The organism is Methylovulum sp. (assembly GCF_028687615.1).
Classification (GTDB): Bacteria; Pseudomonadota; Gammaproteobacteria; order Methylococcales; family Methylomonadaceae; genus Methylovulum.
In genome coordinates this window covers 104,995-129,838 of the sequence record NZ_JAQTZU010000010.1, presented here as the reverse complement: position 1 = coordinate 129,838, position 24,844 = coordinate 104,995, and the positions used below count along the sequence as shown (strand labels likewise).

Sequence of the window (24,844 nt, the reverse complement as noted above, 5' to 3'; positions counted from 1 at the left end):
AGACCTTAACCCTATCGAACACAAATGGGCGCAACTTAAATCCATCCGTAATAAGTTCCGATGTTCCGTTGACGACCTCTTCACTGAGGCAGTTACAGGACATCTTTTTATATCGGATTAGCTATATGGAACTGGCGCGTCAAGTTTTTGAAGAACTGACCGGGCAGCAACTACTAGACTGGTTAAAAAGCCCTGAACGCCTCGAAATCAAAAGCCCCAAGGCAAACCGTGGGAAATTGCTTTTTAAATTGCCCGAAGGTTTTAGCCATGCAAATTTAAGGCAATTCAAGCACAACGGCGCGGCTATCTTTGAACTACGTTGTGGCAATTGCCAAGACGTGATTTTAGGACGACATCCTGAAGGCGGCGATTATCAGTTAATCGGCAATCCGGCGGCGATACCCGACGCGCCAGCGGTTTTGCTGGATATGCTTGAAAATTGGGAGGCATGGAAAATATGCTTTGATTCTGTCCTAGGCATAGCTGAACCGCCCAAAATCTCACCATGCAAGCCGTTAAAAGGCGAAAATTTGACTGGCTACCGCAACCCTATAAAAGAGTTTAACCAAGCTTTTGGTGTGGCTGATGTGCTTACCCGCAACGGCTACAAACAGGTGACGCAAGACCGATTCATTAGGCCGGACAGCTCAAGTAAAGCCCCTGCCGTGGCGATTATGCACGATTGCAAGGACGGCGTGGAGCGCGTTTATTCCCACGGCGGCGATGTGCTGAACGATGGATTTGCTCATGATGCGTTTGATTGTTTCCGGCTTTTGGAACATGGCGGGGAGTGGGCGGCGGCGTTAAGGTGGAATGCTGACGTTACCAGACATAACCAATCCCTGTTCATGAAAGAACAGTCCAAAGACGCGCCAGAACCGCAACAGGAAGAAAGCCACAAGCAACCCTTCACCCTTGCCCAATTTTCCCTAAAAGGCCGTTCAAGCGAGATGGAGAAAACAATGTTAGACGATAAATTCGTACTAGGCCGGATTGCCATTTATGGGCAAGCCACCGCCATTTATGCCAAACCCAATACGGGCAAAACGTTGCTTACGCTTTGGTTACTTATCCAAGCAATTAACGCCAAGGCTATCGAAGGTACAGACGTTTTTTATATAAACGCCGATGACAATTACCGTGGCTTAGTTGAAAAGCTCAAGTTGGCTGAACGGCATGGCTTTGAAATGCTTGCACCCGGTCATAGTGGCTTTGAAGCCAAGTTGTTCATTGCTTACATGCAAGCGATGGTTAAGGATAAAACCGCACACGGCAAAATCATCATCCTTGACACGCTGAAAAAATTCACGGACTTGATGGATAAGAAAACCTCCACCGAATTTATGCGCGTTGGCAGGTTGTTTGTCGCCAATGGCGGCACGTTGATTTTATTGGCGCATACCAACAAAAACCGGAACGGAGACGGCAAGGTGGTTTTTGGCGGCACGTCTGATATTGTCGATGACGTGGATTGTGCCTATACATTGGATGAAATCAGCGGCACACAAGGCAGAAAAAGCGTTTTGTTTGAGAATATCAAGGCGCGTGGTGATGTTGCTTTCGAAGTTGGCTATACCTATTCAACAGCGGGCGGCCAGACGTACAACGAACGCCTAAACTCAGTTGAATCACTAGACAAAGCCGTAGCGGAACAGGCCAAACAGGCGCACCGGAAAGCGGAACAAATGGCAAAAGATAAACCCGTCATTGATGCCATACTGGAAGCCCTCGAACAGGGTGACACGCTCAAAATGGATTTAAACCGTAATGTACGCGAAAACAGCGGATTTAGTAAGGCGCGTATCAATAAGGTGATTGATGATTATACAGGCGTTCATTTTAGCAAAGGCCACCGCTGGTTTTTAGTGCCCGGCGATAAAAGCGCAAAAATTTATTCCGTCCTTAGAAACCTTTTTGATTCAACCCAAACCACGGCAGATGAATATAGAACCGCCAAACAGGGTGAAAAGTGAAAGTTACCCCCCCTATTGAAAAACTGGAAATTTAGAAAGTTTAGAAATCATAAAATAGGGTAATTACCCTTAACCAGCCTTGGATATGGGCTACAGGCCGCGTCATTGCTTAAACTTTCTAAACTTTCTAAACTTTCTAAAAACTCTTAATTTTCTAATTTTTTAACTTTCAGAGGGAGTGGTAGCAATTTGAAAATATTACCGATTCCTTTGGCTAGGCATTTAAAATATTAAACATGGTAAACTAGCATTTTTATTTAACATATTAAACAGGTGCGCCATGCCATACGATGGGACAAGCAAACTCGGTGATGCGATAGCGGCCTTATATGGCTGTTCACCGCGAAGCCATAACAAGATTGCCGCCCTGGTAAGGGAAGCTAAAGCAGGATTAGGCATAAACAGCAAAACCAAAAAAATGCCCGATGCCGTGAAGCTGGCAATTTACCGCTGGCATTATGAACGGTTAAACCCTGTTCAATATGTTAAACAGGTTGATAACATTCAATATGAACCTGTTCAATCGGTAGGGGATGCCATTGTTCAAGATGTTAAACAGGATGTTGCTGTACAGAATGATACAGATAATCTTGTTTATGATTTTAAACAAGTGCACTTTGCCGTAACCTTTACCCGCCAAGGACAACCCAAGCGCACAACGGTGATGCTGGAAGGCTACTTAGTGAAGGCATTGCAACGTAAACATGGCTTGACTGATAACGCGGCAATCAGGGCATGGATTGAGCAGGCTATTAAGTCCGATGGCGTTAGATTCGATAGCTTTGCTCCACTAACCCGACAAGTTAAACGCATGATAATTGAATCGTTTGTTTAATATGTTAAATGCCTTAAGCGGACTGATAAAAGCAGAGAGCAAACAAGATGGCCACACCTAAATTTAAGCCCGGACAATCCGGCAACCCCAAAGGCCGACCCAAAGACAAAACCCCCGCCACCCTATTTAGGAAATCCATTGTTGACGACATGCCCGACATTATCGGCAAATTGGTGGAGCTGGCAAAAGCTGGCGATGTGCAAGCCGCCAAGGTGTTGCTGGACAGGGTTTGTCCGACGCTTAAACCCCAAGCCATGCCGATTAATGTCCCCGTCAATGGCACATTGTCCGAGCAAGGCGGCGAAATCATCAGGGCGACACTGGCGGGAAAGATACCGCCGGATATTGGCAGCCAACTGATAACAGCCTTAGCGAATCAGGCTAAGATTATCGAGATTGACGAACTGACCCGACGCATTGAAGCCTTGGAGTCAAAACCATGAGCATCAAAAACGGCCTACTCTCAGAACGGGGCGGGACATGAACATCAAACAGCGGCTAAACAAACTGGAAGCGCGGGGGGCGTATGGCGAGGTTGCCGTCATCATCAGCAAACTGGGCGAAAGCGCGGACGAAGCCTGTAAACGCTGGCAAGCCGGGCATCCCAACGTACATCCCGTGCAAACCTTCCTGGTGCAGTTTGTCGGGACAGCGGGGGAATAACTGATGGTGTTAAAAAACCGTATCATCAAACTGGAACAACGCGAGGCCGCCAAAGCCAACGGCGAACTTATCCGCCTTCCTGGCGAAACCCTCACCGCATTTAACAACCGCCGTGCGGCAGCGTTTAGGCAAAGCTTGGGTAAATGCCAGACAATGCTGGATGTGCTAAGGGAAAACTACCAATGGCCTTAAAGACCCGAATTGACAAACTGGAAAAGTCCCAACTAAAATCAAATCCATACATGGCAGAATTAAGAAAAATGTCTGATGAGGAGCTGTTAGCTGAGCTTGCGCGAGTCCAAGCCCAAACGAAAATGCTTGATTATCCGAGTAGCCATGAATACATAACACAAGGGCAATGCTTGGATTTTGACTGAAACTTAACAACCACCTACTAAAGTAGGGGGGGTTAGCGCGGGACACAAATCGGGTGGACTTTAGTCCTCTGTGTCCCGCGCAGTCGAATTAGTGCTTTAAGCCTTTGATGCTAAAGCTAACCAGCTAAAAGCTGGTTAAATATGGAAATGAATTGTGATGGACATCTGTAATATTTTTAAGTAACTGTAATTAAAAGCCATTATCGCCATAACTTAAATACATTGTCATACGGACTCAAGTCCTTCAAATCGAACTATCATGCCGTGACCACGATAAAGAGGCATAGCGTTTTCCCCGCTTGGATCGAACGGGTCATTAGCGTTTGCAACCGTTACAGAGGCGAAGAAACCAACTCGGCTCATTCGGGAACAAGATTGTTTTATATTTTGAAGATTTGCGGGAATGTCAGCTTCTTTCATTGGGTAACGCCCTACTCTTACTACAACCCAAAATGGACTATTATTATCTTCAAACCAAATTGATGGATCGATATGGAGCGAGGATTGAGCGGAAAATACGTTTTTCCCTTCTTTTTCAAGATGTGAACGAACTATTTGAATGGCGAAGTCATGTAATTCCCAGTCTGATATTTCGATAAGTTCATTCGAAACCATATTAGACGGATTTACAGTTCGTCCAGTAACTGCATCAATAAAGCCCCATCCAGAATTAACTGGATCGAATGCTCCTCGTCTGGATTGCATCTTTAATACACATGGGGTTGCTGTGGCCTCCCGAGCGACATTTATAAACAAGTCTTTGCGTTTGCCAACAAATGGCAACACATTAACATCAACATATACAAAGAACAGTTGATTGCCAAGACGAAATGAAAGATGCTCCGCGATTGGCGGATTTAAATTGGCTCGAAGCCACTGTACACCCTCTTGTCCCATTTTATGAATGTGTTTACCCGCGCACTGCCAAGCAGAAGTAAATTCTTTCGGAAGCTCTCCCTGTTCAATTTCGTATATTTGCAACCCCTTAATTGTGAATGAACGCGCGAAGCCCCAATGTTAGATTCTTGCTTAATTGATAAATGTAAATTCTTTGGGGGCTTTTTTTGAATTCCGCTTGTGGTAAGGGCAGATATAAATATCCCCTAAAGGCTTACCAGAACATGTAATTGAATAAATATCAATAGAACCAGAGGTAACATCAGAACTTACGGAACCAGTACGTTCATAATTAATCGGCTTTCCATTAAAACGCAAACGACTTAAATAATCTTTGCTTCCATTAACAGATATAGTAAGGATAGGGTTAGTTACTGTGTGCCCATACTCTCCATATCCATCAGGTAATTTCTCTGCATCTACGCCATTTTTAAAAATTTCTTTTATTGCGTCCATTTCCTCATCGTCATCCATTCCCATAATTGCATTGAGTCGATCAAGGTACATCGCCTCACCTGATAAATAGGCATAAATACCGTAGGCCTCTTTCTCAGTGATTTTATTGTTAAATTTAGCCCTAATACTAGGTACGGCATGTTCAGCAGATTTGTCTTCGGCAAATACAACTACCGCTTTACTTCCTTTAACGCAATTTCTGCATTCATCCATGCTAAGTTTGCCTTGGATAAGCAAATAAACCCGCTTAGAATCCCTAGCTATATCGTTTTCGCCATTTGGAAACAAAACATCAAGCATCTCCTCCATTAGCTTATCGAACTCCCTCTGCTCTTTATTCTTAAAAATATCAAATAAACCCATGAGATTGCACCTTGGTGGAGTTAAATTTCATTGTCCCCCACAATCAGAGGAATCATGTTAAACAAGGTAACTAAGATAAATTATCTGTTACGTTCCAACGGTAGCAGTATAGTTCATGTTTGTACGGGCATAGGTTTAATCTACTTTTGTGAGTTTAGCCTTCAATTTGTTGGATTTTTAAGATTTTTAGCAAAAGCAGCCATTTCATCAATATTCCGAAATGCTTTTTTTGAGCCGATAAAATCTGCTATTATCCATTTAAAAACTCCATTTTTATTACATTCTAAAAGGTATCCGTGAGAATCAAACAACTTCTCATATTTTAAACATACTAGGCAGTAATCAATAACGGATTGAAATTCATCCAATTTAGTAAGCTTAAGCACCTCATTTTGTTTTGTTACTATTTTCCACTTTTTTTCTGTATCTTTCCCGCTGGAAGTTACCGCACAGCCTAGATTCGTTAATTCTTGAATATAATCAAGTGCTTTTTTCTCCTCGTATTCTTTCTGCTTACAATGATTAATAACGGATTGAAATTCATCCAATTTAGTAAGCTCAAAAACTTCATTTTGTTTTGTTGTTATTTTCCATTTTTTTGTTTTCCATATCATGGAAATATTTGATGATATTTTACAACCTAGGCTTGTTAGTTCCTGAATATAGAATTGCTCAGTTTCCATCTCCCTATCATTGATAACCTTCAATAATTCTGTTTTCAACGCCATAACTCTAAGTTGTATGTACCTGGCGGCTATATTTTTATCATCTCCATTTGTTTCAACTAATGCCTTTGCCATTATTCCCTGTTTCACCATCCCTGAAGAAATCTCATTTCCAGCGATTTCATACAAATCTTCTTCTGAGTAATTTTTATGTTCATAGGCTCGCTTATGAAACTGTTGCTCTGATGAGTTTTTAATCTCGCTATACTCCGGTTTTTCATTTTGCTGCGAAGTCTTAGCTTCTTGTTCCAAAATCCAAGCATCATGTTTTGCCCGTGTAACAGGGTCTGATAACACGGCATAGGAAGCAGTAACAATTTTCATGATTCTTTCGGCTTCCTCTTTGCCTCCTTGGAATTTATCAGGGTGATAGGTTTGCCAAAGGGCTTTGTAAGCTGCTTTTATGATGTTGACAGGAGCGTTTCTTGCGACTTTTAAATTGTCGTAATGGGTACGGATGTTAGCCATGTAACCTTTCTATTTCGTTGTGAACGCAAGGAGTTAGGATTGTAACATATTGGTTAGCCGCAATTTTAAGCCCCAATCCAATTTAAGTGTAGCCAATTTTGTGTTTTTAGCCACGGCTATTTTGATTGACAATTTGATAGCCATAGTTAATATGTTTAAACATGAGTGTAAACATATTAACTATGGGGTTTCATTATGACCGAAGTAACACTGGACATAAAGCAATGGGGCAATAATTTAGGTGTCCGCCTACCTGCGGCGATTGCCCGTGAAGCCCAGTTACACACCCATCAACGGGTACGGATAGCAGTAATTGAGGGGCAAATCATTATCACCCCTATGCCAGATAAGCCATTAACCTTAGAAGAGCGGCTGGACGCGTATGACCCTGAACGGCACGGCGGCGAAGCGATGGTCACCATGCAACGCTTAGGCGCGGAACAATGGTAAAAGCCAGCGGTGTATGGCTACCCGACCGCCAAGACATTATCTGGATTGATTGCAACCCCCAAGTCGGGCAGGAAATGCGCGACATTCGCCCCTTTTTAGTGTTATCCCCGCGCATTTTTAACGATAAAACCTCGCTGGTGATTGGTTTGCCAATGACCACCGCCGCTTATAACGCGGACAATCCTTTTGCAATCACCGTGGGCAAGGCATCAGGACGCAAGGCCGACAAAACCAGTTATGTGCTATGCCATCAACCCAAATCGTTTGATTGGCGTTTGCGCGGTGCCTTATCCCATCCTTTAGGCAAGCTGGACGATGCGTTTTTTGGGCAAGTGTGCGAGCGGCTGAATCAAATTATTCAGTTGGCGTGATGTTGATGATTACATCCACAACTTCAAATATCCCATAGGCATTAATTAACCCATTCTTAGAATTTGCTTGCTTAGCAATAATTTACTCACTAGAATACCTACACAACTCATCTTATGGGGCTGTCATTAAGTTGGCTTCACTGTAAGACGGAAAGACCGCCTCCGGGCGGTTTTTTCATTTATAGGGCAAAGGATGCGGACGATTGTTTATATTGACGGGTACAACTTTTATTTTGGTGTGCTCAGAAACACGGCTTACAAATGGCTAGATGTTGCCAGCTTGGTTAAGCACATTTGCCATGTAAACCCACAACTGGATGTTGTCGCGGTTAAATTCTTTACCGCCCCCGTAATAACCCGCGTAGCCACCAGGGGCGATAAAGCCCAGCAATCCCAAGATAGTTATCACAAAGCCCTATTAAGTAAACACCCCCAGACTTTAGAAATCATTAATGGTTACTATATTCTGGAAAAAGGCAATCCGCCCCGCTATAAAAACCCCATTGACAAGCAAGACCGTGTGGAAGTGTGGCGGCTTGAGGAAAAACAAACCGATGTGAATATTGCCCTGCAACTCTATCGTGATGCCGTCCTTAAGCATTGTGAGCATGGCGTTTTGGTTTCCAGTGATTCTGACCTTGTCCCCGCTTTGGCGTTTCTAAAACAAGATTTTCCCGATTATCCCATTGGCCTGATTTTGCCGAGAAGAGTACCAAGCAAAAACGAGCATCGACCAGCGAATGCCAGCTTGTCAAATTTGGCTAACTGGACACGTTCTTACATTTTGGAAGATGAACTGAAACAATTCCAATTGCCCGACAAAGTGCCAACCAAGAAAAAACCAGCCGTTAAGCCGGATTATTGGTAAGGCAGATATAGTTTTATTGCTTAAAAATGCCCCTGTCCCGTGGGACACTGGCGGGACACTTGAGAATAAATAAGGGCAATAAATGGCAACACAAGGCAAGTGTCAATAGCGTGTAAGGCATTGATTATTTTATTATAGTTTGTTGCTATTTTTTGTGGTTTGTTGGTTTTTGCTCATTCGTAATGTGTGGGTCTTGGGTTCGATTCCCCCCACTAGCTCCATTTAATCAATGTGTTACATTTTTTTATGGGACATTTTTCTATAAATTACTACATTCTTACTTCACCTTTGAGTTTTCCAACGGATTCAACGAAACGGCTTGATAAAGATAGTAAAGTGTGTTTTGGTCCGATATTTGGCGTGAAAGCGGGAAGACGTGGGATAACGCCGAAAGTTAGGGAGGACGGTGCTTGCAGAGGATTATTGTTGTTTTTGAATTTGTTTTTTATTTGGCGTGATTTCTGGGTAAAAAATACGTTTTTTGATTTTATTTGGCGTGATAAATTTTTAGGAATTAACGCGTCTATTCCATGCTTTCACAATATCATCCTAATTTAAATCAACACCAAGCATCATCACATTACGGCTTTTATCGGGACAAAAAACTATATAAGCTTCAGTGCGTGTTTTAAAAGTCTCGATTTAGTAAAAATTGGTCACAATCAACTGGGTTGCCCGAACGTAACATTGGAAAATTGGATGAAATCACCTTGTTTCAAGATGAATTTGATCTAAAAACCTCAGTTTTCACCACCGCCGTACTTTTAAAACACGCACTCAGGAAATCCGGTAAACCCTTGTTTTAGTACCGCTTCACCGCCACAAAATGGGCAAGGCAGTAATTGCAGTTGTGGTTTAGTTTCGCTCATGCCTAAACTCCAAATAAAATTAAGGTTCTAAAAACAGAATAGCTCGTCAGGGCAAGCGCATATAAAATTTTCAAACAATCAAAGACTTATAGGATACAGCCGGACAAGTTATGTATAAGACAGTGATAATCAGCTTGTTTGTTGATACCATCGGCAACGATGGACGCTCAATTCATTATGGTAAAGCCTTAAATAACATAACTTATTGATATTTTGATTGATTTATATGCGCTTGCCCTGAATAGCTCGTCAGGCGCTGGCCTGCGGATGCCGGGAATGGCTAATAGATCATTCACCACATCCAAACCCTTATTGCCCAATTGGGCAACATGCGCCCCGCCTGCGTACTGATAAACTAAAACACCCGCCACCTGCTGAAGCCACGGCAATTCCACATAGAGCCAGTCATGGCTGATGGCTTGGCCTTGCTCGCGCAAGGCATAGAGTAACACTGCTTGATTACTGGCATTGCTTGGCGGCCGGTCAAGATTTGTAGGATGCGTAACCGTACATCAGCTTGGTTAAACTCAGCCAATCTGGACTTAAGATGCTGATTTTCCATGCTAACCCACCTTTTTTAAAACGTCACCCATCAATTCCTCCAGCTTATTCAAACGTTCCTTTTCTTGAGCGCTTGAAAGTATTTCCTTTTTTGATCCTCGTTCAGCGCATCAAACATCGTCAGCAACGCCTCATGGCGTTTCGATACATTATCTTCCGTGCTTTCGTCCAGTGCGTGGCGGTGCATCGCGCCTTGTCCTGAAAAAATCCAATCAATATTCACGTTTTCTGAATTAGCAAGCTTAATAATTTCTTCATTCAGCATCATTTCCGATATTAGCTACTGTTTTTAAAAGAAAAATAATGTCGTCAAAATTAAATTCATTTTTCATGTATAAATTCCCTTGAAAATTCATTAAGGCTCTATATGGGTTTCAGGGTCTTTTGTCATAACTAACATGGCAACCACAAAGATACCCGTCATTCCGGCCAACCCTCGCTACGCTCTCCCTGCCGGAATGACGGGTGCATTTATAGTCGCTTATTTATTAAAAATAAAAAGACCCCAAAATCCATATGGAGCCTTCATTAATTGTGATTAGCATATACACAACAAATGAATAGTGAGCATAACTTAATGGAAAGCAGCAAAGAGGTAAAGCATATCTTACGCGAGCGTAACTCATCGCTGGCCGATTTTGCCCAGCTCAAAGGCTACAACCACCGGACAGTTTGCATTGTGGCGCAACGCTGGTGGCTTCGACAGGATAAAGAACCACACGGCGGATTAGCTAGATTGATATTAAATCACTTAAAAAACGAGGTATTAGAAAAATTACAAACAATAATGAGACAGTTATGCCAACTACCGATTATTCCGGCGTTAAGCCGTTTGCCGCCAGAGCGGATAATTTTCGGTTGATTGACTTGCGTCTGCGTGTGCTCAAGGTGCTGAGTTCATCAGACCGCTATGTTGCCAATGAGACGATGATCTTGGCCGCCCTGCGCGGGCAAGGCCATGCCGTCAGCATTGAGAAGCTGAGGGTTGAGATTGCTTGGCTGGGCCAAGTGACGGCGGTGTTGCGCTACCACTTTTATGGCGACCTGTGCGTCGCCTAACTGACTGACCGAGGGCTGGCGGCGGATGGGGCACTGGTTTTTCCGAGGATTGGGGTTGGTAACTTAGATGGTCAACTGGCACAAGGGATAAGCGTGGACAAATCAGAAACTGTGTCAGTATTGATGGGCGTCCCGCCATCGTCGAGGAAAAGCCCCCCCCCATGGGCGACTGGGGGATCGACACAGTGGATAGGCCAGAACCATCAGGGTGCACTGGTGACGATAGTGGACAGGGTGTCCCACCTCAAGTGTGGTCTAAGGACAATTCACCTTGATTAAAAAAGTAGACGGCAAACATGCCAAAGCCGTCACGGAAGCGACGGTTATTTTGCCCAAGCCTTATCTGGACAAGGCGTTGACGATCACCGCCGATAACGGCAGGGAGTCCGCCGGACATGAAACCATCAAGGCACATCTCAATGCGGAGGTGTGTTTTGCGCATCCCTACCATTCGTGGGAGCGCGGTTTAAATGAAAACACCAACGGGTTGACCAGGCAACACTTTACCAATGCCCACACGGGGCGCTAGAGGGAGCAGTTTTGAGAATATCACGGATGCGGACGTTGAAGCGGTGATGTACAAGCTGAACCACCGCCCACGAAAATCACTCAATTACCAAACATCCCATGCGGTGTTTTTGCTGAACAAGAGCAAGAGGCCGTATGGCACTTCGGAGTTGAATCCACGTGTTGAAAGAAGGGACGCCTGCCACATGTTAATGGCAGGGCTTTATGCAACTTGGATACAGGTATTTTTTGGATGGCCTCATTCAGGCAATTCATTGTTGAACTACCTTTCTTTGCTTTATTTAATTATTCAGGCTTATCAACTAATTCAACATAGGCCATTGGCGTATCATCGCCCGATCTGAACCCACATTTCATAATACGCAAATAGCCGCCTGGCCTATTTTTATATCGTGGTCCTAATTCGTTAAATAATTTAGTCACAATCTCACGATCACGTAATTTTGCAAAGGCTAAACGTCTTTTAGCCACACTATCTTCTTTAGCTAAGGTAATTAAAGGTTCGGCAAAACCTCTTAACTCTTTTGCTTTAGGCAAAGTTGTCTTTATTAATTCATGTTTAAACAATGAATTAATCATATTACTGAACAGCGCCTTACGATGGCTACTATTCATATTAAATTTTCTACCAGATTTACGGTGTCTCATTATTATGATGACCTAATAAAGTTAATGCGTTATTGAATGAGATTGATCTGCAAGATTGTCGGGTGGCCAGTTTTCCAAGCGCATACCTAGTGACAAGCCTTTTAAAGCAAGTATGTCTTTAATTTCGGTTAGTGATTTTTTACCCAGATTAGGCGTTTTTAATAACTCAACTTCGGTACGCTGAATAAGATCACCAATGTAAAAGATATTTTCGGCCTTCAAACAATTCGCTGAACGGACGGTCAATTCGAGATCATCAACTGGACGAAGCAAAACAGGCTCAAATATTTCTTCCACTTCGATTTTTTCTTCTTCAAGTTGATCATTTACTTTTTCAAAATCAACGAATACTGATAATTGCTCGTGCAAAATTGTTGCAGCCAATTTAATAGTTTCTTCGGGATCAACTGTTCCATTTGTTTCAAGTTCAATAATCAGCTTGTCTAAATTAGTACGCTGTTCAACGCGAGTGCTTTCAACTTGATAAGATACCTTTACTATAGGGCTATATGAAGCATCTAACTGCAATGCCCCCATAACAGGAGCATTATAATTTGGCATTGATTTGCGCACACTTACAGGTTCATATCCTCGGCCGCGACGCACTCTCAACTTCATATTTAACACGCCAGCTTGAGTTAAATTGGCGATAATTAAATCAGGATTAACGATTTCGACATCGTGCGGCAAGGTAATATCACCTGCAGTGACGCTACCAGCCCCAAATTTCGTTAAAATAAGCTCAACTTCATCTTTAGAATGTAATATAACGGCCAATTTTTTCAAATTTAACATTATATCGATAACGTCTTCCTGTACACCCTCGATTGTGGTGTATTCATGAAGCACACCTTCAATTTCTACATCGGTTACAGCACAACCAGGAATTGTAGATAATAAAACTCGTCTCAATGCATTACCAAGAGAATGACCAAAACCGCGTTCGAGCGGCTCTATCACTATTCTTGAATGATTAGGGGTTTTATTTACAACCTCGACAAGACGAGGCTTCAATAAGCCAGAAATAGAATTCTGCATTTATATCCCTCGAATTTAATTATTTGGAGTAAAGCTCAACTACTAACTGTTCATTTATATCACTACCTAAATCAACACGATCAGGCAATGAATTAAAAGTACCTTTCATCTCCTTTGAATTGACTTCGACCCAAACTGGGAAACCATATTGTTCGGTTACAGTTAATGCATCAACAATTCTCTGTTGCTTTTTTGCCTTTTCGCGAATACTAACAACATCACCTGGGACAATTTGATAAGAAGGTATATTGAGTAGACTACCGTTTACCTCAATGGATTTGTGGCTTACCAATTGCCGAGCCTCGGCTCTTGTGCAAGCAAAACCCATACGATATACAACATTATCGAGTCTAGATTCAAGAAGGTTCAACAAGTTTTCACCTGTTGCGCCTTTTTTCATATCTGCGATCTTATAATAATTTCTAAACTGTTTTTCTAAGACACCGTAAATTCGACGCAAACGTTGTTTAGCTCTTAACTGGATTGCATAATCAGAATTTCTGGTACGCTTAGTACCATGCTGACCAGGCTTTTGATCTAATTTACATTTACCTTCTAAAGATTTGCCTCTGCTTTTCAAAAGCAGGTCGGCGCCTTCTCTTCGACTTAATTTACAGGTGGGGCCTAGGTATCTTGCCATATTATTACTCCAAATTCTTTATACGCGGCGTTTCTTAGGTGGTCGGCAACCATTATGAGGAATGGGAGTGACATCAATAATGTTGTTGATCTTAAAACCGAGATTGTTCAAAGATCGAACGGCTGACTCACGTCCAGGACCTGGCCCTTTAACCAAAACATCTAAATTTTTCATGCCAAATTCTTGCGCAACCACGCCAGCTTTTTCAGCGGCGACCTGTGCTGCAAATGGCGTACTTTTTCTCGATCCTCGAAAACCAGACCCACCTGAAGTGGCCCAAGACAGCGCATTTCCTTTTCTGTCAGTTATTGTAATAATTGTATTATTAAAAGAAGCATGCACATGGACAATGCCATCAGCAACTTCTTTTTTTATACGTTTTCTGGAACGATTTGGACTTGCCATAACTATTTCTCTTTAAGAATATCTTATTTTCTAATTGGTTTACGCGGACCTTTTCTTGTCCTAGCATTCGTTCTTGTTCTCTGACCCCTTAACGGAAGCCCTCGACGATGCCTAATCCCGCGATAACATCCTAAATCCATTAAGCGTTTTATATTCATAGAGACTTCGCGGCGAAGATCACCTTCGACGGTCATTTTGGAAACAACCCCACGAATCATTTCCAATTGATCTTCAGACAATTCTTTAATTTTTATGGACGGCAAGATACCAACTTCTGTACAAATTTCAGATGCAGTTTGACGACCAATTCCATAAATAGCAGTTAACGCTATAACCGCATGCTTATGATCTGGTACATTTATCCCGGCAATACGTGCCATTCAGATACTCCCCTGAGTAATATTCTAAAGTTAAGTGCCGAATTTTAGCACATTAGAAATAAAAACAAAATAAAATCAACCTTGCCGTTGCTTATGTCTACCATCTAGGCAAATAACCCTAACAACACCGTTTCTTTTAACTATTTTACAATTTCTACAAATTTTTTTTACAGATGCTCGAACTTTCATGACAACTCCTAAGTGTTCTTACAATAGATCATTTTTTTAAATTGGCTTTCTTCATTAAGCCTTCATATTGCTGCGACATAACATGGGTTTGCATTTGCGAAATAAAATCCATGACAACCACAACAATAATTAGCAAGGAAGTTCCGCCAAAATAAAATGGCACGTTCCAATACACAATTAAAAACTCCGGCAACAAACATACCAGCGTTATGTAAGATGCACCCGTTAGAGTTAATCTTGTCATAACCTTATCAATGTACATGCTAGTTTGTAAACCCGGCCTAATACCTGGTAAAAAAGCACCAGATTTTTTTAAATTATCAGCCGTTTCTTTCGAATTAAAAACTAATGCCGTATAAAAAAAGCAAAAGAAAACAATAGCTGAGGCATAAAGCATTACATAGATTGGTTGACCAGGAGACAACATGGTTGCTATATCCTGAAGCCAAGTAAAACCTTCTGCATTGCCAAACCATCCCGCGATTGTTGCAGGAAATAATATTATGCTCGAAGCGAATATAGGGGGAATAACACCTGCCATATTTATTTTTAATGGCAGAAAACTGCTTTGCGCCGCATAAAGCTTGCGCCCCTCTTGACGCTTAGGATAATTAATAAGTATCCTTCTTTGGCCTCTTTCAACAAATACAACCAACGCAGTCACACCAACAGACAACAGGAAAAGAAGCATTATAAATGCTCCATTCATTTCCCCTGTCCTAGCAAGTTCGAGAGTCCCGCCAACCGCCTTGGGCAACCCTGATACAATACCTGCAAAAATGATCATTGAGATTCCATTACCAATACCACGCTCGGTTACTTGCTCACCTAACCACATTAAAAAAACTGTACCCGTGACCAAAGTAATGGTTGTAACGGCTACAAATCCGATTCCTGGATTTAAAACAACCGATAGACCACCGGCAGTTTGATTTTGTAAAGCCAACGAGATCCCGATCGCTTGAAAAGTTGCTAACACAACAGTTCCATAGCGGGTAAATTGGGATATTTTCCTTCTGCCGGCCTCCCCTTCTTTCTTCATCTGCTCCATTGACGGAATAACAACTGTCATTAATTGCATAATGATTGAAGCAGAAATATAGGGCATTATTCCCAGAGCGAATAAGCTTAATCGCATTAAGGCACCGCCAGAAAACATGTTAAACATGTCCAATATCGATCCGCTTTGCTGTTCAAACATAATGGCCAAAGCCTTCGGGTCGATACCAGGAACAGGAATGTGCGCCCCAATCCGATAAACAACAAGGGCGCCCAAAACAAATAACAATCTTGCTTGAAGTTCCGAATAATTACCGGTTTTATTGACCATTTGAGCTCTTGAAGTATTCACCTTATTAAGCCTCGATTTTTCCACCAACGGCTTCAATTGCTTCCCTTGCACCTGATGTCACCTTAATCCCTTTAATTGTAAAAGGTTTGTTGACTTCACCTGATTTAATAATTTTTGCGGCCTTAGTAAAAGCGGGAACCACGTTTGCATCAATAAGAGATTTTAAATCAATTACATCGGAATCAAATGAATTTAACTCATTCAAACGAACTTCAGCAGAATATTTCCCAGATCTAGAAACAAAACCTACTTTAGGCAACCGGCGTTGTAGAGGCATCTGACCACCTTCAAAACCAACTTTATGGAAGCCACCGCTTCTGGCTTTTTGACCTTTATGACCTCTTCCGCATGTTTTTCCTAAAGTACAACCGATACCTCGACCAACACGTTTGGATTTTTTTCGTGATCCTTCACTTGATTGAATTGTATTAAGAAACATTATACTTCCTCAACTTTTAGCATAAATGATATTTTATTTATCATGCCTCTGTTTTCTGGTGTATTAGGAACTTCAACGGTTTGATGCATCTTGCGTAATCCCAAACCATTTAAACAAGCTTGATGATTAGGCAGACGGCCAAACTTGCTCTTAACCATTGTTACACTCAATTTAGTAGTAGCCATCTTAATTATCCGATAATTTGATCGACGGACAAACCACGCTTGGCCGCTACTTGATTGATATTGTGCATCCCAGTAAGACCATTAATAGTTGCCCTGACAACGTTAATAGGGTTGTTAGTTCCAATACATTTTGCTAACACATTATGAACGCCAACAACTTCGAAAACAGCACGCATCGCACCACCAGCAATAATGCCGGTACCTTCTGATGCGGGTTGCATATAAACTTTCGCCGCGCCGGTTGTGTTCATTATCGGATATTGCAAGGTATCACCTTTCAATGACACTTTACGCATATTTTTTCGTGCTTGTTCCAAAGACTTTTGGATAGCGATAGGAACCTCACGGGCTTTACTAACACCATAACCAACGCGACCAGCACCATCGCCAACCACTGTCAACGCGGTAAAACCAAAAACGCGACCACCCTTTACAACTTTGGCAACCCGCCTTACATTAACGAGTTTTTCTTGCAAACCATCAGTACTGCCTTGAGCAGGTGCTGTAGACATCATATTCTCCTAAAACTTCAAGCCGACTTCACGAGCAGCATCCGCCAATGCTTTCACGCGACCATGATATTTAAAACCAGATCGATCAAAAGCCACCTCTGTAATTCCAGCAGCTAGAGCTTTCTGAGCGATATGCTTACCAACTTCAGCCGCAGCTTGGACGTTATCAGTGTTTTTCAATAACGACTTAATTTCCGATTGGGTCGTTGACGCGCTCACCAATGTGCTACAACCGTCACCACTGATAATCTGGGCATAAATATGCTGGGATGTTTTATGAACCGATAAGCGGATGGCGTTCAATTTTTTTATTTTGCAACGCAATTTTAATGCGTGCTTCATACGAGTTTGCTTTTTTTCCATCACGCCACCTTATTTCTTCTTAGCTTCTTTCTTGATAACATTCTCTTCAGCATATCTAACACCTTTGCCTTTATAAGGTTCTGGTGGACGATACGCCCTAATTTTGGCAGCCACTTGCCCTACTTGTTGCTTATCGCTACCTTTGATAATAATTTCAGTCTGGGAAGGAGTTTCAATTGTCACGCCAGCAGGAATCTCAAAATCGACCGGATGTGAATAACCTAACGCCAAGCTCAAGACTCTATCTTTCGCTTGCGCTCTATAACCAACACCGATTAAGGTCAATTTCCTTTCAAAACCGATTGAAACACCAGTAACCATGTTACCCACAATCGCTCGTGCTGTACCAGCTTGTGCTGTTGCATTCTTATCATCTTTATTCCATGTCATTTGAATTACGTTTTCCGTAATATCAAGACTTACTGATGGATTAATGATAAATGATAAATGACCTTTAGCTCCTTTAACGGTCACATTGTTATCTTCCAGTTTTATATCTACACCCTTAGGTATAGTGATGGGGGCTTTAGCAATTCTTGACATAACACGCCTACATTAACAAACGGTACAAATAACTTCGCCGCCATGCCCAATAGCACGCGCAGCCCGGTCAGTCATAACACCATTCGATGTTGAAACAATAGCAATACCCAAACCACCAAGAACCTTTGGCAACTCATCTTTAGACTTATAGATGCGCAATCCGGGTCTACTAATCCTTTTAATATTTTCAATAACTGGAACACCTTTATAGTATTTCAGCTCAATAGTCATTTCGATGTGATTACCTATCGTTTCCGTACTAAAATCGGCAATGTAACCTTCTTCTTTTAATACTTTCGCTATCGACACTTTTAATTTAGATGACGGCTGCTTGATCAATTTTTTCCCAGCAGATTGACCGTTTCTAATTCGTGTTAGCATGTCCGCTACAGGATCTGTCATACTCATTTTAATTCTCCAAACTCGATCTACCAGATATTACCAGCTAGCCTTCACTAAGCCAGGCACGTCACCACGCATTGTGGCTTCTCTTAGCTTATTACGGCTAAGGCCAAACTTACGATAATATCCGTGCGGACGACCGGTTAAATTACAACGGTTACGCACTCTGGACATGCTCGAATCCCGTGGCATTTTTTGCAATTGCAATTGCGCCAATTCTTTTTCTTCAAACGTTGCATTAGGATTCCTAATAGCTTCTTTCAAAGCATTACGTTTAACACTAAGTTTTTTTACTAATTTTTTACGCTTGACTTCACGAGCGATCATTGATTTTTTTGCCATGATAAACCTACCCTTTAGCTCTTGAATGGAAAATTGAATAATTTCAGCAAAGCTAAACCTTCTTCATTTGTCCGTGCTGTCGTAGTAATGGTAATATCCATGCCTCTCAAAGCATCAATTTTGTCGTAATCAATTTCTGGAAATATAATTTGCTCTTTCACACCCATAGAATAATTGCCGCGACCATCAAAACTTTTAGGATTCAACCCTCTAAAGTCACGTATTCTAGGTATAGAGATACTTATCAATCTATCTAAAAACTCATACATTCTGTCGCTACGTAAAGTCACCTTACAACCAATCGGCATATCATCACGTATTTTAAAGCCAGCGATAGACTTTCTTGCCAAAGTGACCACTGGCTTTTGACCAGCGATTTTTTCCATATCGGCCACAGCTGACTGCAACACTTTTTTATCAGTTACTGCACCGCTTACGCCCATATTTAATGTAATCTTGGTAATTTTTGGTGCTTGCATAACGGACTTATATGCAAACTGCTGCATCAAAGCAGGAAGCACGGTTTCTTTATATGTTTCTTTTAATCTGGTCATAACCTATCTACACCTTAATTATCAACGACTTGATTGGTAGATTTAAAGTATCTGACTTTTTTTCCATCTTCCAATAATCTAAAGCCAATACGACCCGCCTTTTTTGTCGCAGGATTATACAAACCAACGTTGGAAATATGGATGGGCATATCTTTTACAACAATACCACCAGAAACCCCGGTATTTGGATTCGCTTTCTGCGTTTTTTTAACTTGGTTAATCCCTTCAACCAAAACCTTGTCATTTTTCAGAATTTGAGTGATCCGTCCGCTTTTGCCTTTATCCTTGCCTGAACGAATGATAACGTCATCACCTTTTTTTAATTTTTGCATATTCCCGCCTTATAATACTTCAGGAGCCAAAGAAATAATTTTCATAAATTTTTCCCCTCTAAGCTCGCGTGTAACTGGGCCAAAAATACGTGTACCTAAAGGCTGTAAGTTATTATTTAAAATAACTGCCGCGTTACCGTCAAAACGAATTACTGAACCATCTGACCGACGAACACCTTTACGGGTTCTAACGACTAGTGCGTTGTAAACCTCACCTTTCTTTACCCTTCCGCGTGGAATCGCATCTTTTATACTGACTTTGATGATGTCACCAATGCCGGCATAACGCCGATGAGAACCACCCAGGACTTTGATACACATGACCTTTTTCGCGCCGCTGTTATCAGCGACATCAAGGTTAGTTTGCATCTGAATCATGATTTATTCCTAATTTGACTTTATATAAATAGCTACGGCTATTTGTTCGAACTTTCTAAAACTTGTATTAACTTAAACGTTTTATGTTTTGACAAAGGCCTACATGAAGCAATTGCAACAATATCACCCTCTTGACAAACATTATTTTCGTCATGAGCCATCATTTTAGTAGAACGTTTAATATATTTTCCGTAGACAGGATGTTTAACAACACGTTCGACTAAAACCGTAATGGTTTTGTCCATTTTATTGCTAACAACTCGACCAGATACAGTTCTTATCTTGGTTACGTTTTCGCTCATATCATGCACCTACCATTTGAGTCAATACTGTTTGGATACGTGCGATATCACGCCTTACTTTTTTTACTTGATCTGACTTAGACAATTGGCCTGTAGCTTTTTGCATTCTAAGGTTAAATCGCTCACGCGAAAGCTCGAGCAACATTGCCTGTAATTCGGCTTTGGTTTTTTGACGTAATTCGGTTGCTTTCATTACATTATGGTCCGAACGGTAAAGAGTGTTTTTAATGGCAACTTGGCAGCAGCAAGGGCAAAGGCTTCACGAGCTAATTCTTCGGAAACACCTTGTATTTCGTAAAGCATAGTGCCAGGTCTAATTTGTGCAACCCAATATTCTACACTACCTTTTCCTTTTCCCATACGAACTTCTAAAGGTTTCTTAGTAATTGGCTTATCTGGAAAGATTCTAATCCAGATCTTACCGCCCCGTTTGACATGACGGGTTATTGTCCTACGCGCAGATTCTATCTGACGCGCGGTCAATCTACCACGGCTAACTGATTTTAATCCGTATTCACCAAAGCTGACTGACGAACCTTTTACTGCGGTCCCGTTATTTCTACCTTTATGTTGCTTACGAAATTTTGTTCTTTTTGGTTGAAGCATAACTTTTTCCCTTCAACTATTTTTTAGATTCAGAATTAATGGATGCAATATGTGCATCCATATCGAATACTTCACCTTTGAATATCCAGATTTTTATACCGATAATTCCATAGGTAGTATTTGCTTCGGCTGTTGCATAATCTATGTCAGCCCTTAAGGTATGCAAAGGCACCCGGCCTTCTCGATACCATTCGGTACGGGCAATTTCAGCACCATTCAAACGGCCACCGATGCTAATTTTAATCCCTTCAGCACCAAGACGCATGGTATTCGTCACAGCCCGCTTCATGGCACGTCTGTACATAATGCGTTTTTCAAGCTGTTGGGCGATACCCTCTGCGACTAATTGAGCGTCCAATTCAGGTTTTCTTATTTCTTCAACATTGACTTGAACGGGCATTCCGATCATTTTAGAAATTTCTTGTTTTAAAACGTCAATGTCTTCGCCTTTTTTACCGATTACTATTCCTGGTCTTGCCGTATGAATAGTGATATGGGCATTATTTGCCGGACGATTTATCTGTATGCGGCTCACGGAAGCATTAGCCAGTTTTTTTCTTATGTATTCCCTGATAGTCAAATCTTGATGCAGAAAAACTGAGTAATCTTGTGAATTGGCATACCATCTTGAGTTCCAATCCTTCACAATTCCAAGGCGTATGCCTGTTGGATGTACTTTTTGACCCATTTCAATATACCCCTACTCGAATTCTGCAACGCTAATTGTGATATGACAGGTTCTTTTAAGGATATGGTTTGCACGTCCTTTAGCTCTTGCCTTAAACCGCTTCATGGTTGGTCCTTCGTTTACAAAAACGGTAGACACCCTAAGATCATCAATATCAATACTTTCGTTATGCTCTGCATTTGCGATGGCAGATTCAAGTATTTTTTTTATGATCGCGGCGGCTTTTTTGGAGCTGAACTTTAATGTGTTCAAGGCCTTGTCAACAGCCAAGCCACGAATTTGATCACCGACTAGACGGGCTTTTTGCGCTGATAATGGCGCATTACTTAATTTTGCCGAAATTTCCATATACCCTCCTATCTGGATTTTTTATCAGCCACATGGCCTTTATATGTTCGGGTAGGCGCAAATTCACCTAACTTATGCCCTATCATATTTTCAGAAATAAGCACTGGTATATGGAGCCGACCATTATGTATAGCTATAGTCAGGCCAAGCATGTCAGGAATTATCATTGACCTTCTTGACCATGTTTTAATTGGTTTCCTATTATTACTACTTACGGCATCTTCGACTTTTTTTAGAAGATGGTGATCAATAAAAGGACCTTTTTTAATTGAGCGCGGCACGTTAATCCCTCTTTATCTACTTACGGCGTCTGATAATCATATTATCAGTACGTTTGTTTTTTCTCGTTTTATAGCCTTTGGTTGGCATACCCCAAGGTGAAACTGGATGCCTGCCACCAGAAGTACGACCTTCACCACCACCATGAGGATGGTCTACTGGATTCATAACAACACCTCTCACGGTAGGGCGAATACCCTTCCATCTTGATGCCCCGGCTTTACCCAAAGAAGATAAGTTATGCTCGGCATTAGAAACTTCGCCAATCACAGCGCGGCAATCGGCCATTACTTTGCGCATTTCCCCTGAACGCATTCTAATGGTTGCATGTGCGCCGTCCCTAGCAACTAACTGGACTGATGTTCCAGCACTTCTAGCAACTTGGGCGCCTTTTCCAGGTTTTAATTCAACACAATGTACTGTAGTACCCATTGGTATATTTCTTAAAGGCATACAATTGCCTGGTTTCACAGGTACATTTTCTGAAGATAAAATTTCTTGCCCTATTTGCAATCCTTTAGGGGCAATGATATATCGACGCTCACCATCTCTAAACAAAATTAAAGCAATATTGGCGGTACGATTAGGGTCGTATTCTAAACGTTCAACAATTGCCGGAATATCTGTCTTATTTCTCTTAAAGTCAACAATCCGGTAATGCTGTTTATGACCTCCACCAATATGACGGGTTGTTATGCGCCCTTGGTTATTACGACCACCACTTTTACTAAGTTTACTTAATAAAGGCGCGTAAGGGCTACCTTTATGCAGTTGATCATTTTTAATTCGTATAACAAACCGTGATCCTGGAGATGTCGGTTTTGACTTTACAATAGCCATTGTTTTTTACCGTTTCCTATTGACTTTTTATTGTAACTAAGCGGCAGAGAACTCTATGTCAAACCCATCCTTGAGTTTTACATAGGCTTTTTTCCAATCAGATTTCTTATAAAGACCACGTGCCGATTTTTTTTGTTTACCCTTAACATTTAAAATATTAACGGTATCAACTTCGACACTGAACATTACTTCAACTGCATTTTTAATTTGATCTTTTGTTGAGTTTTTTTCTACTCTAAAAACAAATTGCTTATTATTTTCTGCTGCATTTGCTGATTTTTCAGATATAACAGGAGCAAGCAATACATTTGCTAACTGATATGAATTTAAATTCATGACAAACGCTCCTCTATTTTTTTCAATGCTTCGGGGGTTACGATTACTTTATCAGACGAAACCAACAGAACTGGACTTAAATTTATGGCTTCCACAACTTCTACATAAGGAATGTTTCTTGCCGACAAGGCTAAATTTTCATCAAGTTGATCAACAATAATCAAAATACGTTTTGCATTTATTTCTTTTAACTTCAGACTTAACTCTTTAGTTTTAATTTTAAGAGGAATAATGTCTTTACTGACAACCAGCCTTTCTTGTCTTAATAATTCTGACAAAATAGACTTTATCCCTACACGAAACATCTTTTTATTTAATTTTTGCTCGTATGATCTTGGTCTTGCCGCAAAAGTTACGCCACCTGTCCGCCAAATTGGACTGCGCGTGGTACCCGATCTGGCACGGCCGGTACCTTTTTGACGCCAAGGCTTTATACCGCCACCACTGACATCAGAACGTGTTTTTTGTGCTTTTGTACCAGCACGGCCTCCAGCCATATAACGGACTACTAGTTGGTGAACCAGTGTCTCATTAAAAGACTGTCCAAACACAGACTCCGCAACTTCCAGAGATCCGGCAGAATCCAAATTATTTAACGCAGGTATATACAAACCCATGGCTTAACCCTTATTTTTCATTTTCATCGCGGGAGTAATAACCACATCACCGCCTTTGGCACCTGGCACCGAACCCCTGACTAAAATTAAACTACGTTCCATGTCAATAGAATGGATAGTCAGATTCTGGATTGTGGTTTTCACATCACCCATATGACCTTCCATCTTCTTGCCCTTAAAAACCCTACCTGGCGTCTGGTTCATACCAATAGATCCTAAAACCCTATGTGAACGCGAGTTACCATGTGTTGCATCCTGCATATGGAAGTTGTGGCGCTTAATACCACCAGCAAAACCTTTACCAATACTTCTGCCTTGCACGTCAATATACTGACCTTCAGTAAACATAGTCAGCGGCAACTCCGAACCAATACTTAAGTCTGAACCCTCGCCTTCTTCAAGACGAAACTCCCATAAACCACGACCAGCGGTGACATTAGCCGCAGCGAAATGGCCAGACATTGCTTTGTTGACTCTTGAAGATTTTTTTTCACCCGTTGTGACCTGAATTGAGCGATATCCATCTGTCTCAATATCTTTCATTTGAGTCACCTTGTTTGCTTCAATTTGGACAACCGTCACAGGGACTGATTTGCCATCTTCACAAAATATTCTGGTCATTCCACATTTACGACCAATAAGACCTATTGACATTTGCCAATTC

The 24,844-nt window shown here is 41.6% G+C and carries 42 protein-coding genes; 10 read left to right on the top strand and 32 right to left on the bottom strand.

Annotation, left to right across the window (positions count from 1 at the left end; translation table 11 throughout):
• The 5 genes from PHH59_RS08380 to PHH59_RS08360 form a co-directional block, all read left to right on the top strand.
• Positions 1–1,973: bifunctional DNA primase/polymerase (locus tag PHH59_RS08380; RefSeq protein ID WP_300014094.1), on the top strand; the 1,973-nt coding region annotated here is incomplete at its 5' end.
• A gap of 280 nt (positions 1,974–2,253) precedes the next feature.
• Entirely contained in the window at positions 2,254–2,808 is a 555-nt protein-coding gene (locus tag PHH59_RS08375; RefSeq protein ID WP_300014091.1) for a hypothetical protein, read from the top strand.
• Positions 2,809–2,855: 47 nt separating this feature from the next.
• Positions 2,856–3,251, top strand: a complete 396-nt coding sequence (locus tag PHH59_RS08370) for a DUF5681 domain-containing protein (protein ID WP_300014088.1) — start codon at positions 2,856–2,858, stop codon at positions 3,249–3,251.
• A 37-nt stretch (positions 3,252–3,288) separates the two neighbouring features.
• On the top strand, positions 3,289–3,471 hold the full coding sequence (locus PHH59_RS08365) for a hypothetical protein (RefSeq protein ID WP_300014085.1): 183 nt from the start codon (positions 3,289–3,291) through the stop codon (positions 3,469–3,471).
• A gap of 3 nt (positions 3,472–3,474) precedes the next feature.
• On the top strand, positions 3,475–3,663 hold the full coding sequence (locus tag PHH59_RS08360; RefSeq protein ID WP_300014082.1) for a hypothetical protein: 189 nt from the start codon (positions 3,475–3,477) through the stop codon (positions 3,661–3,663).
• Between the two features lie 410 nt (positions 3,664–4,073).
• On the opposite strand, the gene PHH59_RS08355 is transcribed toward PHH59_RS08360, so the two are convergent.
• From PHH59_RS08355 to PHH59_RS08345, 3 genes are all read right to left on the bottom strand, one after another.
• Positions 4,074–4,829, bottom strand: a complete 756-nt coding sequence (locus tag PHH59_RS08355; protein ID WP_300014079.1) for a hypothetical protein — start codon at positions 4,827–4,829, stop codon at positions 4,074–4,076.
• Positions 4,830–4,877: 48 nt separating this feature from the next.
• Positions 4,878–5,564 carry a hypothetical protein gene (locus PHH59_RS08350; protein WP_300014077.1) on the bottom strand — a complete coding sequence of 229 codons (687 nt, stop codon included), beginning with the start codon at positions 5,562–5,564 and terminating at the stop codon, positions 4,878–4,880.
• A 161-nt stretch (positions 5,565–5,725) separates the two neighbouring features.
• Complete coding sequence (locus PHH59_RS08345; protein ID WP_300014075.1) at positions 5,726–6,757, bottom strand: J domain-containing protein; 1,032 nt, start codon at positions 6,755–6,757, stop codon at positions 5,726–5,728.
• 195 nt (positions 6,758–6,952) lie between these two features.
• Between PHH59_RS08345 and PHH59_RS08340 the strand changes: the two genes are divergently transcribed.
• The 3 genes from PHH59_RS08340 (at position 6,953) to PHH59_RS08330 (ending at position 8,446) form a co-directional block, all read left to right on the top strand.
• Entirely contained in the window at positions 6,953–7,207 is a 255-nt protein-coding gene (locus PHH59_RS08340; RefSeq protein WP_300014072.1) for an AbrB/MazE/SpoVT family DNA-binding domain-containing protein, read from the top strand.
• Positions 7,201–7,578: a type II toxin-antitoxin system PemK/MazF family toxin gene (locus tag PHH59_RS08335; protein WP_300014069.1), complete on the top strand. Its 378-nt coding sequence runs from the start codon at positions 7,201–7,203 to the stop codon at positions 7,576–7,578. The genes PHH59_RS08340 and PHH59_RS08335 overlap by 7 nt, the downstream gene beginning before the upstream one ends.
• 193 nt (positions 7,579–7,771) lie before the next feature.
• The gene (locus PHH59_RS08330; RefSeq protein WP_300014066.1) at positions 7,772–8,446 is read left to right on the top strand and encodes an NYN domain-containing protein; all 675 of its coding nucleotides are present in this window, start codon (positions 7,772–7,774) and stop codon (positions 8,444–8,446) included.
• Between the two features lie 1,057 nt (positions 8,447–9,503).
• Here the strand turns inward: PHH59_RS08330 and PHH59_RS08325 are convergent.
• Positions 9,504–9,767: a hypothetical protein gene (locus PHH59_RS08325; RefSeq protein WP_300014064.1), complete on the bottom strand. Its 264-nt coding sequence runs from the start codon at positions 9,765–9,767 to the stop codon at positions 9,504–9,506.
• Positions 9,768–9,925: 158 nt separating this feature from the next.
• A complete protein-coding gene (locus tag PHH59_RS08320; RefSeq protein WP_300014061.1) occupies positions 9,926–10,141 on the bottom strand; it encodes a hypothetical protein in 216 nt (71 codons plus the stop codon).
• Positions 10,142–10,674: 533 nt separating this feature from the next.
• Here PHH59_RS08320 and PHH59_RS08315 point away from each other — a divergent pair.
• Both PHH59_RS08315 and PHH59_RS08310 read left to right on the top strand, forming a co-directional pair.
• Entirely contained in the window at positions 10,675–10,935 is a 261-nt protein-coding gene (locus tag PHH59_RS08315; protein WP_300014058.1) for a hypothetical protein, read from the top strand.
• Positions 10,936–11,206: 271 nt separating this feature from the next.
• A complete protein-coding gene (locus tag PHH59_RS08310) occupies positions 11,207–11,464 on the top strand; it encodes an IS30 family transposase (RefSeq protein ID WP_300014055.1) in 258 nt (85 codons plus the stop codon).
• A 284-nt stretch (positions 11,465–11,748) separates the two neighbouring features.
• Here PHH59_RS08310 and rplQ read toward each other — a convergent pair whose 3' ends face one another.
• The 27 genes from rplQ to rplC form a co-directional block, all read right to left on the bottom strand.
• Positions 11,749–12,111, bottom strand: a complete 363-nt coding sequence (gene rplQ / locus PHH59_RS08305) for a 50S ribosomal protein L17 (protein ID WP_300014052.1) — start codon at positions 12,109–12,111, stop codon at positions 11,749–11,751.
• Positions 12,112–12,132: 21 nt separating this feature from the next.
• Positions 12,133–13,149 carry a DNA-directed RNA polymerase subunit alpha gene (gene rpoA, locus PHH59_RS08300; RefSeq protein WP_300014049.1) on the bottom strand — a complete coding sequence of 339 codons (1,017 nt, stop codon included), beginning with the start codon at positions 13,147–13,149 and terminating at the stop codon, positions 12,133–12,135.
• A 19-nt stretch (positions 13,150–13,168) separates the two neighbouring features.
• The gene (gene rpsD / locus PHH59_RS08295) at positions 13,169–13,789 is read right to left on the bottom strand and encodes a 30S ribosomal protein S4 (protein ID WP_300014046.1); all 621 of its coding nucleotides are present in this window, start codon (positions 13,787–13,789) and stop codon (positions 13,169–13,171) included.
• Between the two features lie 18 nt (positions 13,790–13,807).
• Entirely contained in the window at positions 13,808–14,194 is a 387-nt protein-coding gene (rpsK, locus tag PHH59_RS08290; RefSeq protein WP_300014043.1) for a 30S ribosomal protein S11, read from the bottom strand.
• A gap of 23 nt (positions 14,195–14,217) precedes the next feature.
• Positions 14,218–14,574 (bottom strand): 30S ribosomal protein S13, encoded by a 357-nt coding sequence (gene rpsM, locus PHH59_RS08285; RefSeq protein ID WP_300014040.1) that lies wholly within the window; start codon positions 14,572–14,574, stop codon positions 14,218–14,220.
• A 75-nt stretch (positions 14,575–14,649) separates the two neighbouring features.
• On the bottom strand, positions 14,650–14,763 hold the full coding sequence (gene rpmJ / locus PHH59_RS08280; RefSeq protein WP_083930166.1) for a 50S ribosomal protein L36: 114 nt from the start codon (positions 14,761–14,763) through the stop codon (positions 14,650–14,652).
• Between the two features lie 28 nt (positions 14,764–14,791).
• Positions 14,792–16,093, bottom strand: coding sequence for a preprotein translocase subunit SecY (gene secY / locus PHH59_RS08275; protein WP_300014097.1), 1,302 nt, complete (start codon positions 16,091–16,093; stop codon positions 14,792–14,794).
• A 25-nt stretch (positions 16,094–16,118) separates the two neighbouring features.
• Positions 16,119–16,553 carry a 50S ribosomal protein L15 gene (gene rplO / locus PHH59_RS08270; protein WP_300014035.1) on the bottom strand — a complete coding sequence of 145 codons (435 nt, stop codon included), beginning with the start codon at positions 16,551–16,553 and terminating at the stop codon, positions 16,119–16,121.
• Positions 16,553–16,738 (bottom strand): 50S ribosomal protein L30, encoded by a 186-nt coding sequence (gene rpmD, locus PHH59_RS08265; protein ID WP_300014032.1) that lies wholly within the window; start codon positions 16,736–16,738, stop codon positions 16,553–16,555. Before rpmD ends, rplO begins: the two co-directional genes overlap by 1 nt.
• A 5-nt stretch (positions 16,739–16,743) precedes the next feature.
• Positions 16,744–17,250, bottom strand: a complete 507-nt coding sequence (gene rpsE / locus PHH59_RS08260; protein ID WP_300014029.1) for a 30S ribosomal protein S5 — start codon at positions 17,248–17,250, stop codon at positions 16,744–16,746.
• A gap of 9 nt (positions 17,251–17,259) precedes the next feature.
• Entirely contained in the window at positions 17,260–17,613 is a 354-nt protein-coding gene (gene rplR / locus PHH59_RS08255) for a 50S ribosomal protein L18 (RefSeq protein ID WP_300014026.1), read from the bottom strand.
• 9 nt (positions 17,614–17,622) lie between these two features.
• On the bottom strand, positions 17,623–18,156 hold the full coding sequence (rplF, locus tag PHH59_RS08250) for a 50S ribosomal protein L6 (protein WP_300014023.1): 534 nt from the start codon (positions 18,154–18,156) through the stop codon (positions 17,623–17,625).
• Between the two features lie 12 nt (positions 18,157–18,168).
• On the bottom strand, positions 18,169–18,564 hold the full coding sequence (gene rpsH / locus PHH59_RS08245; protein WP_300014021.1) for a 30S ribosomal protein S8: 396 nt from the start codon (positions 18,562–18,564) through the stop codon (positions 18,169–18,171).
• 30 nt (positions 18,565–18,594) lie between these two features.
• Positions 18,595–18,900, bottom strand: coding sequence for a 30S ribosomal protein S14 (gene rpsN, locus PHH59_RS08240; protein ID WP_300014018.1), 306 nt, complete (start codon positions 18,898–18,900; stop codon positions 18,595–18,597).
• 14 nt (positions 18,901–18,914) lie between these two features.
• On the bottom strand, positions 18,915–19,454 hold the full coding sequence (gene rplE, locus PHH59_RS08235) for a 50S ribosomal protein L5 (protein ID WP_300014015.1): 540 nt from the start codon (positions 19,452–19,454) through the stop codon (positions 18,915–18,917).
• A 14-nt stretch (positions 19,455–19,468) separates the two neighbouring features.
• On the bottom strand, positions 19,469–19,786 hold the full coding sequence (gene rplX / locus PHH59_RS08230; RefSeq protein ID WP_300014012.1) for a 50S ribosomal protein L24: 318 nt from the start codon (positions 19,784–19,786) through the stop codon (positions 19,469–19,471).
• Between the two features lie 9 nt (positions 19,787–19,795).
• Entirely contained in the window at positions 19,796–20,164 is a 369-nt protein-coding gene (gene rplN / locus PHH59_RS08225) for a 50S ribosomal protein L14 (protein WP_300014009.1), read from the bottom strand.
• Positions 20,165–20,202: 38 nt separating this feature from the next.
• Entirely contained in the window at positions 20,203–20,466 is a 264-nt protein-coding gene (gene rpsQ, locus PHH59_RS08220) for a 30S ribosomal protein S17 (protein WP_300014006.1), read from the bottom strand.
• A gap of 1 nt (position 20,467) precedes the next feature.
• Positions 20,468–20,659: a 50S ribosomal protein L29 gene (rpmC, locus tag PHH59_RS08215; RefSeq protein WP_300014004.1), complete on the bottom strand. Its 192-nt coding sequence runs from the start codon at positions 20,657–20,659 to the stop codon at positions 20,468–20,470.
• Positions 20,659–21,072 (bottom strand): 50S ribosomal protein L16, encoded by a 414-nt coding sequence (rplP, locus tag PHH59_RS08210; protein WP_300014001.1) that lies wholly within the window; start codon positions 21,070–21,072, stop codon positions 20,659–20,661. Before rplP ends, rpmC begins: the two co-directional genes overlap by 1 nt.
• Before the next feature lie 16 nt (positions 21,073–21,088).
• A complete protein-coding gene (gene rpsC, locus PHH59_RS08205; protein ID WP_019864925.1) occupies positions 21,089–21,760 on the bottom strand; it encodes a 30S ribosomal protein S3 in 672 nt (223 codons plus the stop codon).
• A gap of 12 nt (positions 21,761–21,772) precedes the next feature.
• Positions 21,773–22,108: a 50S ribosomal protein L22 gene (gene rplV / locus PHH59_RS08200; protein WP_088618393.1), complete on the bottom strand. Its 336-nt coding sequence runs from the start codon at positions 22,106–22,108 to the stop codon at positions 21,773–21,775.
• Positions 22,109–22,116: 8 nt separating this feature from the next.
• Positions 22,117–22,389 (bottom strand): 30S ribosomal protein S19, encoded by a 273-nt coding sequence (rpsS, locus tag PHH59_RS08195; RefSeq protein WP_300013993.1) that lies wholly within the window; start codon positions 22,387–22,389, stop codon positions 22,117–22,119.
• Positions 22,390–22,405: 16 nt separating this feature from the next.
• Positions 22,406–23,227: a 50S ribosomal protein L2 gene (gene rplB, locus PHH59_RS08190; RefSeq protein ID WP_300013990.1), complete on the bottom strand. Its 822-nt coding sequence runs from the start codon at positions 23,225–23,227 to the stop codon at positions 22,406–22,408.
• Positions 23,228–23,263: 36 nt separating this feature from the next.
• The gene (rplW, locus tag PHH59_RS08185; protein ID WP_300013988.1) at positions 23,264–23,563 is read right to left on the bottom strand and encodes a 50S ribosomal protein L23; all 300 of its coding nucleotides are present in this window, start codon (positions 23,561–23,563) and stop codon (positions 23,264–23,266) included.
• Positions 23,560–24,180 carry a 50S ribosomal protein L4 gene (gene rplD / locus PHH59_RS08180; RefSeq protein WP_300013985.1) on the bottom strand — a complete coding sequence of 207 codons (621 nt, stop codon included), beginning with the start codon at positions 24,178–24,180 and terminating at the stop codon, positions 23,560–23,562. Before rplD ends, rplW begins: the two co-directional genes overlap by 4 nt.
• Before the next feature lie 3 nt (positions 24,181–24,183).
• On the bottom strand, positions 24,184–24,834 hold the full coding sequence (gene rplC / locus PHH59_RS08175; RefSeq protein ID WP_300013982.1) for a 50S ribosomal protein L3: 651 nt from the start codon (positions 24,832–24,834) through the stop codon (positions 24,184–24,186).
• Positions 24,835–24,844: the final 10 nt, after the last annotated feature.